General features: G+C 42.1%; 10 protein-coding genes and 1 pseudogene. 8 read left to right on the forward strand and 3 right to left on the reverse strand.

Features of this window, described 5'->3' with window-relative positions; all coding sequences use genetic code 11:
- From F7D47_RS12660 to F7D47_RS12685, 6 genes are all read left to right on the forward strand, one after another.
- The coding region (locus tag F7D47_RS12660) for a Fic family protein (protein WP_367383478.1) at positions 1–611 on the forward strand (611 nt) is incomplete at its 5' end.
- Between the two features lie 5 nt (positions 612–616).
- Entirely contained in the window at positions 617–1786 is a 1170-nt protein-coding gene (locus F7D47_RS14995) for a helix-turn-helix domain-containing protein (RefSeq protein ID WP_228113382.1), read from the forward strand.
- A gap of 116 nt (positions 1787–1902) precedes the next feature.
- Positions 1903–2166 (forward strand): hypothetical protein, encoded by a 264-nt coding sequence (locus tag F7D47_RS12675; RefSeq protein ID WP_153085181.1) that lies wholly within the window; start codon positions 1903–1905, stop codon positions 2164–2166.
- A gap of 101 nt (positions 2167–2267) precedes the next feature.
- The gene (locus F7D47_RS12680) at positions 2268–5477 is read left to right on the forward strand and encodes a GLUG motif-containing protein (protein WP_153098518.1); all 3210 of its coding nucleotides are present in this window, start codon (positions 2268–2270) and stop codon (positions 5475–5477) included.
- Positions 5478–5489: 12 nt separating this feature from the next.
- On the forward strand, positions 5490–5618 hold the full coding sequence (locus F7D47_RS15060) for a hypothetical protein (protein WP_262884367.1): 129 nt from the start codon (positions 5490–5492) through the stop codon (positions 5616–5618).
- 526 nt (positions 5619–6144) lie between these two features.
- Positions 6145–7197 carry a PDDEXK nuclease domain-containing protein gene (locus tag F7D47_RS12685; protein WP_153084018.1) on the forward strand — a complete coding sequence of 351 codons (1053 nt, stop codon included), beginning with the start codon at positions 6145–6147 and terminating at the stop codon, positions 7195–7197.
- A 117-nt stretch (positions 7198–7314) separates the two neighbouring features.
- On the opposite strand, the gene F7D47_RS12690 is transcribed toward F7D47_RS12685, so the two are convergent.
- Positions 7315–8193 carry a PDDEXK nuclease domain-containing protein gene (locus tag F7D47_RS12690; RefSeq protein ID WP_153085183.1) on the reverse strand — a complete coding sequence of 293 codons (879 nt, stop codon included), beginning with the start codon at positions 8191–8193 and terminating at the stop codon, positions 7315–7317.
- A gap of 401 nt (positions 8194–8594) precedes the next feature.
- On the opposite strand from F7D47_RS12690, the gene F7D47_RS15000 reads away from it, so the two are divergent.
- Together F7D47_RS15000 and F7D47_RS14815 are read left to right on the forward strand one after the other, a co-directional pair.
- Positions 8595–8777 carry an RteC domain-containing protein gene (locus tag F7D47_RS15000; RefSeq protein ID WP_119238345.1) on the forward strand — a complete coding sequence of 61 codons (183 nt, stop codon included), beginning with the start codon at positions 8595–8597 and terminating at the stop codon, positions 8775–8777.
- A gap of 133 nt (positions 8778–8910) precedes the next feature.
- A complete protein-coding gene (locus tag F7D47_RS14815) occupies positions 8911–9072 on the forward strand; it encodes a hypothetical protein (RefSeq protein ID WP_171479883.1) in 162 nt (53 codons plus the stop codon).
- A 225-nt stretch (positions 9073–9297) separates the two neighbouring features.
- On the opposite strand, the gene F7D47_RS12700 is transcribed toward F7D47_RS14815, so the two are convergent.
- Both F7D47_RS12700 and F7D47_RS14820 read right to left on the reverse strand, forming a co-directional pair.
- Positions 9298–9561 carry a hypothetical protein gene (locus F7D47_RS12700; protein WP_194252600.1) on the reverse strand — a complete coding sequence of 88 codons (264 nt, stop codon included), beginning with the start codon at positions 9559–9561 and terminating at the stop codon, positions 9298–9300.
- Positions 9562–9780: 219 nt separating this feature from the next.
- Positions 9781–10180: pseudogene (locus F7D47_RS14820) on the reverse strand (leucine-rich repeat domain-containing protein); the annotation flags it as partial.

Below are 10180 nucleotides of genomic sequence, written 5' to 3' on the forward strand. Positions count from 1 at the left end.
ATGACATCAAGGCAGGAACTTCCATGCCTCGCAATATGTTCCTTTTTAACAATGCCATATACTTGCTGCCATACACTGGTGTAGGTAGCGGCATCACTCGTGCACTGGACGAAGATATAAATGTCACGTTTATGAATAATGACAAGGCGCAGGAATTTGTCATCACGGCTTGGAGAGGAGAAGGTAACCAAGTCGAGGGGGAAAGTAACCAAGTCGGTAACCAAGTTGAGGAAAAAAGTAACCAAGTCCAAGACTCTGACACTCGACTTAGACACTCTGGCACCGACTTAGACACTTCCGAGAACGACTTAGACACTCGACTTAGACACTTTGGCACCGACTTAGACACTTCTGAGAACGACTTAGACACTCGACTTAGACACTCTGACACTCCAAAAGTGTCATTGTCTAACAAGCAAAGGGACATAGTAAATTTCTGTTCTGTTCCTCGAACCACCAAAGAGATACTTGACAGAATTGGAGTCAGCATGCATTCCAAGAACCGTGAACGTTACATCACCTCCCTTGTTGCAGCAGGATATTTGCAGATGACCAACCCTGAAAATCCTACGGCAAGCAATCAGAAATACAAGAAAGTAACAATAAAATAGTAAGAATGATGGACTCTTTATATTTCCTTCAGTTCGCATGTTTCATCTTCATGCTCATCAATGCCCTTATCCTCGGCATCACCCACCTGCACATGAAGTGGACCAACCGACGCTATGAGTGGTCACGCTGGATGATACTTGCAGGCATGACGGGACTTGCCATACAATATCTCTTGCAGATGCTCTTGGGTTTTCGTGCGAAAAGCGATGACTTGGGAGCTATTTTCAACATTCTTGTCTATACCCCATGCATCACCACTATCGCCATGGGCATATACAACATTGAGGCGACCCATGCCAACCGCCGAAAGATGAACATCGTCTGCGCTTGCATTTATGCCGCCATCATAGCAGTTTTCTGCATAGGCTACAGCAATAGCGGAAGTCTTAACATTGGCAACTGGCTCTATGCGATGCTCGTATTGTTCGGCGCAAACGTAGCGTATTGCATCTATATGATTATGATTGAGATGCGGAAACGCAAGAAAATGTTGGAGCTGATGACTGGTGGTGACATGCTGCCCTACGTGCGATATGCCCGAGCCAGTGTCTTCGCCCTGTTCTTCTCTGCCCTTACCATGCCTTTCGTCATCCTCTCTACCACCTTATTATATATAATAGGACCGTTGGCTTTGCTCTCAATTCTTTTCTTCAACCTGAGTTTCGTGGCATTGGGCTACAATTACGTTCCTACCGAGGAACTCTTGGATAAGGAGGAAGAAGAAAGCGCAGCCATAGCAGATGAAGAAACAGAAAATGGGGGAGCATCTTTGGAAAGCTCCAATGGGCAGTATGCAGAACCTATAGACGATAAAGAAAATTTACAGTCAATTTCTCAGGAGCGTCAGATGTTCATCAAGGAGAAGCTCGACAAGTGGTGCGCCGATTTGGGCTATAAAGACACTTCAGTAAACATGTTCACCCTGTCACGCTCGCTGAACATTTCCAAGAACGAGTTGTCACGCTACTTCACTGCGTGCCTTAACTCCACCTTCCGCATCTGGCTTGCCGAGGTACGTTTTGAGGCAGCAAAGAAGATGATGCTCGACTATCCCGACTACAACAACGACATCATTTCTGCCGAATGTGGCTTCTCTTCACGCTCCTATCTCTATCGCATATTCAAAGAGAAAGAAGGTTGCTCCCCAACTGTCTGGAGAGCAAAAATACAATAAAATCACGCCTTAGGTGTCTACTTCCCCCACCAAGTAGACACCTATTTTGTAGGAAGTAGACACCTAAGTGGGGCAAGTAGACACCTTCTTCCGAAGAAAAACACTATCTTTGCACCATGGAAAATATAATTCAGACTTTCACGAAAGAGGAACAGGCTATTCTTATAGTGGCATTGTCTCTTCTGTTGTTTGCCATAGTCATGAGCTATGCCATGGTTCAAGACTACAGGATATATCTTGATGAAAATTACAAGGCTCGCTACAGCTTCTGTGATTTCATCAAGAGAGAAAGATTCTATATCTATCTGTTTCTCGGACAGACTTTCGTCATCATCCTGGGATTTACAGTATATCTGATGGCAATGAGAGAAAATATGTAAGAAAGTAGAATAACAATAATAATTTACAGATATGAATAACAAAAAACAAAGAAACAGGCTATTCACGATGCTGCTGCTCGTGATGGCTATCCTCATGCCTTATGGGGGGGGCATGGGCACAAACGCGTCCTTCCAAAGGTGATGGCAAAGTAGACAGTCCTTACATCATCACCACAGCTGAGGAATTAAAGTGGTTCCGCGATGTGGTGAATCGCGGAAGAAAAAATATCTGCGCAAAGATAGCAGATAATGTTGAGGTCATTGACATGAGTACAGTATGTCATGCGGCTGATAAGTCTCAAAACTTAGAAGAAGTGAGCTGGGAGCCTATTGGAAATACTACTAACAAATACATGGGCACTTTCGATGGAAATAACAAGACCATCACCAACCTTTATATCAATGCAAGCCAAAGATTTATGGGGCTTTTCGGTTATACCAACCAAAGCACAATCAAGAACCTAAGCTTTGAGAATGCAAATGTGACAAATACGCAAGATTTCATAGGAATTTTGGTTGGTTATGCAGGAAATGGAAGCACCCTTCAAAATATCAAAATATCAGAAACGTGCCAGATAAAAGGAAGTAATTATACTGGCGGTATTGCAGGTATACTTGATGGTAACGCCTACAACTGCGTGAACTACGCCACGGTACAAGGAAAAGAACAGGTCGGCGGTCTTTTTAGCAGCTACGACTCAAGTAAATCCATAACCGCCTGTGCCAACTATGGAAAGGTAACGGCATCAAGTCAGTGGGTAGGTGGCTTGGTTGGCTATTTCAATAATGGAACGATCCAAGACTGCGCCAACTATGGAGATGTAAAAGGTACATATCGTGTTGGTGGCATGGCAGGTTTTGTAAGCAGTGGCAAGATACAGAACGTGTTCAGCTATGGCAATGTTTCTGCCACGAATAGCACGCAATATATAGGCATGGCTTTTGGCTTTTCTAGCTCAGGGGCCACTGAAGGCATGGTGGCATACTATAGTGGCGCAAAGCTTACTGTAGAAGGCAAAGAGAAAGAGGTTAAAGCCTTCGGAAATGGCACGCCTTCAGAAGATAACGCAACAGGATTTACAGAAGCTCAGCTGAAAAGCGGTGTTGTTGCCTATCTGCTCCAGCAAAATGCTTCGAGTGAAGCAAAATGGGGACAAAATCTGGCTAATGATGGAGACATCTATCCTGTCATTGGTTCGGAGCATACAGTTTATGCAGATAATTCACTTGTAAATTGCAAGACGAACGAGAAAATCTCAGGTAGTTTCACCAACAATCCTTCCAGTTCCGCAATCAGGTATAAACACGGAACGACAATTCACCACGCTGCAGCAAACGCTACTTGCACAGAGGCGGCAACCAAGGAATATTGGCAATGCCAAGACTGCCAAAGGATATATTCCGACAGCCAATTGACAGTGGAATTGACTGATGTAACGGACGCAGAGCATCCTGCCCTTGGACACGACAACAATGAGGATGGCTATTGCAAGCGTTGCCAGCATTATGTGGCTGTGAAGCCTTCACAGGAAAATGGGGTGTACCTGATAGCCAAACCTTACCACTTGGCTTGGTTTCGCGACTATGTGAACGGAACTATTGTGGACGAAAGCGAAGTAGCTGGAACTACTCACCCTTCAGCATCTGCCATGTTGACTGCGGATATCGATCTAAAGAACTACTGCCATGCGGCTGAAGACGGCAAGGAACTCCTGAGCTGGATTCCGATAGGCAATTACTATAATCGTTGGAAGGGAAATATGAACGGTCAGGGACACACCATCTCCAACCTCTATATCAAGACAGCACAAAAAATTGTGGGATTTTTCGGCTATACTGAACGTGCGACTATCCAAGACCTTATCTTTGACTATGCCAAGGTGGAGAATGTGAACACGACAAACACGAAGACAGATTACACCGGTATCTTGGCAGGATATGCAGACGGGGATTCTCCACGACATATAAGGGGCATTAAAACCGCAAACAATTGTACTGTAATAGGACAAGAAGATACTGGCGGTATTGTTGGAGGGGCCAGAATAAATCTCGAAAACTGCGAGAATCACTCCAGCGTGAAGGGTACAAGGTCTGTTGGCGGAATTGCAGGTAGTAGCAGTGATAAAAACATTAAGCGCTGCACAAATTATGGAACCGTTGAAAACAATAATAGCTATATTGGTGGAATAATAGGTTATGCTTGGTACACAAGTATCGAAGATTGCGCTAACTATGGCAAGATTACAAGCACAGGTTGGAAAGCCGGTGGCATAGCAGGACAAACGTTTGGTAACAGCAGAATCCAGAATGTGTTCAGTTATGGAGATGTGACGAATACAAATGACAATCCAGGAATCATTATAGGTTATGTAAACGGTACACTAATCGTAAAGGGCATTACAGCTTACAATAAGGAGGCATTGCTGAACAACTCATCTGAGAACATCAAAATAGTTGGTAAAGGAAGTCTGACTTTCGAAGACGGAAAGGAAGAAGCAGACGTGGTCAAGGCTTTCACCAAACAGCAGATAAAGAGCGGTGAGGTGGCTTATTTGCTTGCCGAAGGCAAAGTATTAGGCGAGCAGGTATGGGGACAGCAGTTAGGCGAGGACCTATATCCCGTTCCCGGCTCTGACAATAAAGTAATCAAGGCTGCACAGGGCGACAAGGATGCAAATGGCAACGATACATATTGGGCAACATTCAGCAATCCGACAAACGATGTAACCCTTTCTGTTCCATCAGACAGAACGCTTAATGTCTATAACGCAACGGTAAGCGGTGGCAAGATGACATTGACACAACGCAACGACAACCAAGTGGCAAAGGAAGAGGGTGTGCTACTGAAGACAGACGGAGCGTATGTCAATGCTAAGGCAAACGAGACAAATGACTTGACAAAAGTTTCCTCTGATGACAACCACCTTGTGGCTACACCAGCTGAAGCTAAGACTGTAACAGCAGAAACTGGTTGTAAACTCTATCGTCTTACATATAATAAAGCTACAGCAAAAGAACGTCTCGGCTTCTACCTCAGCAACGACGGAATAAGCCTCAAAGCGACTCCTGGAAAGGCTTATCTGCAAGTATCTGAAAATGAAGCAAAAGACCCATCATCGGCAGCACTTGCTCGCAGCTTTGTATTCGGTGGCGGCAACGAGACAACAGGCATAGATGGAATCACCATTATGGGTACTGACGTGCAGCGTCATGGCACTATTGAAGGAATCTTCGACCTCCAAGGTAGAAAGATAAGCAATCCGACAAAGGGCATATACATAAAGAACAACAAGAAAGTAGTAATCAAATAAAAATAGCACAATATGAAGAAAGAATATATAAAACCAGAAATGCAGGTGCATGAGATAAAAGCCCAACAGTTGCTGGCAGGGTCGCAACCTGTTGAGTTTTATGATAAAAAACCAGATGATAATAATGAAGAAATGTGGTAAAGTCCTAAGCTGACAGGAATACCAATTATCTGAAAAAATAATTATCAACCCATACTTTGCGGTTGTTCCAAGGGTCTATACACCTCGACAAAAGGGTGTATAGACCCTTTTTTTGCAATATACACCGTTGGGTGGATAATATGGTTGTTCATATCATCTATGCTTTTTTCGTTCCTGCTTGAGGCGGATTGCAAATTGTAAGCCCATTATAATCAATCATTATTTGCTTGAATCTTACAAAAACAAGTAAGTCGGTAAAAGCTATGGATGGCGGTCTGCTTACCGCACTTTTTAGGGGGTGATGTGTAATATAATAACAGCTTTTCATCAAGGTGCTAAATAAACATAAAATTCACTGCGTTTATGCAGAATTGTGATGTAATATAATTATCTTTGTAATTAATATGCATCTGCATATGGCAGGATTATCAGTTGATAGTACCGAAAGAGAAATTACAGAAAGTCCTTGCTGACGAGATAAAGGCGTTTAGTGAGGAAAAGAGAAACAATTAGAGAAACAAACAATATGGACTATAAAGTACAGAAAGATTCACTGAACAATGATATGGCTTCACTTGTAAATGATGTTTGCAATATCATTGAAACAGGCAGAAAGGAAGCCTACATTGCGGCAGGAAAGTCTGCTGTAATCACATATTGGAATATCGGTCGCCGTATTGTGAAAGAGGAACAGCAGGGTAAAGAGCGTGCCGAATATGGAGCAGAAGTCATCAAGAACCTCGCTCAGAAAATCATACCTCGATATGGTGCGAGCTATAATAAACGCAATTTGGACTATTACAAGCGTTTCTATCTCCTTTTCCCTGACATACAGATTGTGAACACATGTGTTCACAATCTTAGTTGGTCGCATATACGCCGCATACTTTCTGTTTCAGACCCCAATGCCAGGCTTTGGTATTTGAAAACCGCAGATAAAGACATGTGGAGTTTTCGTGCGCTTGATCGTAACATATCCACACAATACTATGAGCGTAGATTAGCTGCGCAACGTGAGAAATCGGCACTGCCGGTAGATATGGAAAACTCAACCGACCCATTGGAATATATCAAAAATCCAATGATGGCAGAGTTCATGGGGTTTCATCGTGATGCTGATTATAACGAAAGCGATTTTGAAAAAGCTTTAATTGACAACCTTGAAAAGTTCATCATGGAACTTGGACGAGGCTTTGCCTTTGTTGAGCGTCAACAGCACATAGTTACTGATACGGACGATTTTTATATTGATTTGGTATTCTACAACTATCGCATGAAGCGTTTTGTCATCTTTGAGCTAAAGACACATAAACTCACACACCAAGATATAGGTCAACTTGATATGTATGTACGAATGTATGACGACCTTATCAAAGGTGCTGATGACGCTCCTACTATTGGAGTGCTGCTTTGCACAGATACCGACAATACGATAGCACGTTATTCTGTACTTCACGACAACAATCAGTTGTTTGCAGCCAAGTATATGACTTATATGCCAACAGAAGAAGAACTGCGCAATGAAATTGAACAACAAAAACGTTTCTTTATGGAGCAGCATGGTTCTCGTAATTTATAAGAACTCAAGCTTTGCAAGTTTAGCCCCACACGCCCTGTAAGGGGCGTGCTGCTTCTGGGAGCTTTTGGGCCTTCAGGGCGTGTAGGGCAAAACTTGCGAAACTTGAATAATTCTATATTATTCGTGTTCAATGCTACCCCCCAACTTAGCTTCCCATTCCTCTATCGTCGGCATAGTTCCTTCTAATTTTTCAGGATAGAATTTTTCTAGATCGTACTCAGAAATAGCTATGGGTTGGCTGCTTGATTCCAGGGCATATTGTGCCTGGATACGGTCTTTCTCCTTGCAAATAAGTAAACCTATAGTAGGATTGTCACGCCCCTCTTTGCGAAGAAGGTGGTTACAAGCTACTACATAACCACCAAGTTGCCCGACATCAGCAAAGGTGAATGAACCTATCTTGACTTCCAGAACTATGTAGCATGACAAGTTCAAATTATAAAAGAGCAAGTCGATAAAGTTCTCTTTCTGTAATGTGCGGGTAAAATTGCTCAAAGCTTTTCCTTGTCGCTCATACAGAGACGAGTCTATGTAATTGTGAAGGACATTCCTGCTCCAGCCGTTTACTACTGTTTGGTGTATATAGAACAAAGCCTTCTGTGGCTCTGTTAGGAACTTGTCAATCAACAGCATGTGATGTCCCCAAGGAGTTGAGAAAATATCTTTTTCCAATTGGTCAGCAACTTGCTGACCAATTTCTGTGTATGGTAGATACATGCAATAGAAATTCTTCATATAAAGAAGATTCTTCGGTGAAAAGCAAGTTGCCAAAGGATTTGCTTCTTTCAAATCTCTACTAAGATTTTTGAAGAACTTACTGCCCCAACGTGTCTCTGCTTTTAAGGCAACAATATCTCTGCCCAAACTCCAATAGAACTTGAGCATTTCTGTATTCACCTTTACCGCAGCCTTTATCTGGCTCTGGCGATAACGCTTACAGAGTTCCTTGACCCATTTCAAATAATCTTTATCTAAAATGTTTATCGGTTTGTTCATATTTTTGTTCCTTTACAATAGCTTTAGATACAAATAAAAAAATGCTTTCTTCTATCTGTCTCATACGCCATTCATTTATTTTTCTGCAAATATACGATTATTTTGTGAAACCTACAAGAATAACCGTTTTTTTTCGCGAAAATGTTTTTTTGAAGTCTTTGCAAGAATGCTGTTAATATCCTTGTTCTCCTTTTGTTGCCTCATTTTCAGATTAGGCGGAACAGGGTTAGGGCTCACCGAGGAAGTAGAGGATGTAGGAGACTTGCATCGGGGTGAACTCCTTGCAGTTCTTGCCATACCCTTTGCCAGCACATCTTCCTGGCAATTTCAAGGCTTCGCTGGGACATGCCTTCTTCCATGCCTTCAGCTCTGCCTTTTTTCATACCTTCTTCCATTCCTTTCTGGTACCTGTCATCCAGGAGGTACAGGAGCTTCATGGCATCAAAGCCAAGGACTGCTATCGTTTCTATACCGACATCAGAAGACGCAAAAACCATAGCCGTACTTACTTCCTAGACAGAATGCAGGAGAAGTTGAACGACAAAATGCGAAAGGATGATGAATTGAAAAGAATGAGACGTTAAAATGGCATGAAGTTGGTATTTGGATTTTTTTCGTAGAAATTCAACAGAAAGTTAACAAAAAGTTTGGTAAAGTGAAAATAAAAGCATAATTTTGCAAATTAAATAAGTACATAACATTAAAAACAAGAAGATTATGGCAATAGAAATTAAAACAATACCTGTCCTTCATGGTGAGGCAGCAGCTCGTTTCGTTGAAGCAGCTGATGAGGCATTGGAAAAGCGTGGCTCCATTGATTTCTCCAAGCAAGTAGCCAAGGCACGTGCTATATTAAAACGTTCAAAACTGTACATTTAAGGAAATTAAAGCAATCGGCTGCAATCAATATACTATTGATTTGCTAAGAAAAGCTATAGCTGATAATGGACAGACGAATCAAGTAAAACTGATTATTGAATAAAATAGCTCCTAAGCCAAATGGGAGAATAAAGAATTTGGCAATAATGATCAACCCATACTTTGCGGTTGTTCCAAGGGGCTATACACCTCGACAAAAGAGAGTGTAAACTAAACTGTGTCAAGCTACAATAAAAGTAGTTTAACACAGTTTAATTTACACTCTCTGATCAGATTGATGTCAACACCATCTGCAAGCATATTCCTGGCAATATCCAGGGCTTTCTGGTTCATGCCTTTTTCCATACCTTCCGCAAAACCTTTTTGCGTCGCCGTATCAATGGAGTTCTTGATATCCCGGTATGCCATCTTACTTGCTTCATACTCCCTCATCTCCTGAGGTGTAAACTTGGCTATCTCGGCTTCGTATCTTTCTTCTACCTGTTTCATAGGCCATTTATTTAGTTCCACAATTTGTTTCACTGCAAAATTACGCTTTTTTCCTGAAACGACCAAATAAAAAGTGGGAAAACTGCCTGATAGGCATTCATAAATCTCTCTATCATATAAAGCAAACGAGGGTGTGTCAAAGTCAAGCAAAGCGGGTTGTTTAAACTTTTGACACACCCCTATATAAAAATATTGTCTCACAAGGATGCTTGCCATCCATTATTGAACAGCAACTTTCTTCACGCTACCATCGCTATACTTCACGATATTCAATCCCTTGGTTGGAGCAGACAATCGCTGACCATTTACTGAATAGCGAGCTACCTCCTCAACATCGGTAGAGGTTGTAGTCTTGTCGATGCCTGTTGCATCGAATTCTACTATGTTCTCAAAGTAGTGGCCAAAGTAAGAGAGCCTGTAATCATCATAAGTTCCCATTGGTACATAAAGTGTGCATTTCTTGGCATCAACTCTTTCGAATACATCATACCTATAACCTTTTTCTGGTACTTTCTCTGCATATACATAAATAGAAGTTAATCCGCTACAACCACGGAATGCGCCATCGCCTATCTTGGTAATACCAGCAGGAAGGTTTAAACTCGTTAATCCGCTACAG

It is taken from the genome of Segatella copri (genome assembly GCF_009494835.1).
Classification (GTDB): Bacteria; Bacteroidota; Bacteroidia; order Bacteroidales; family Bacteroidaceae; genus Prevotella; species Prevotella copri_F.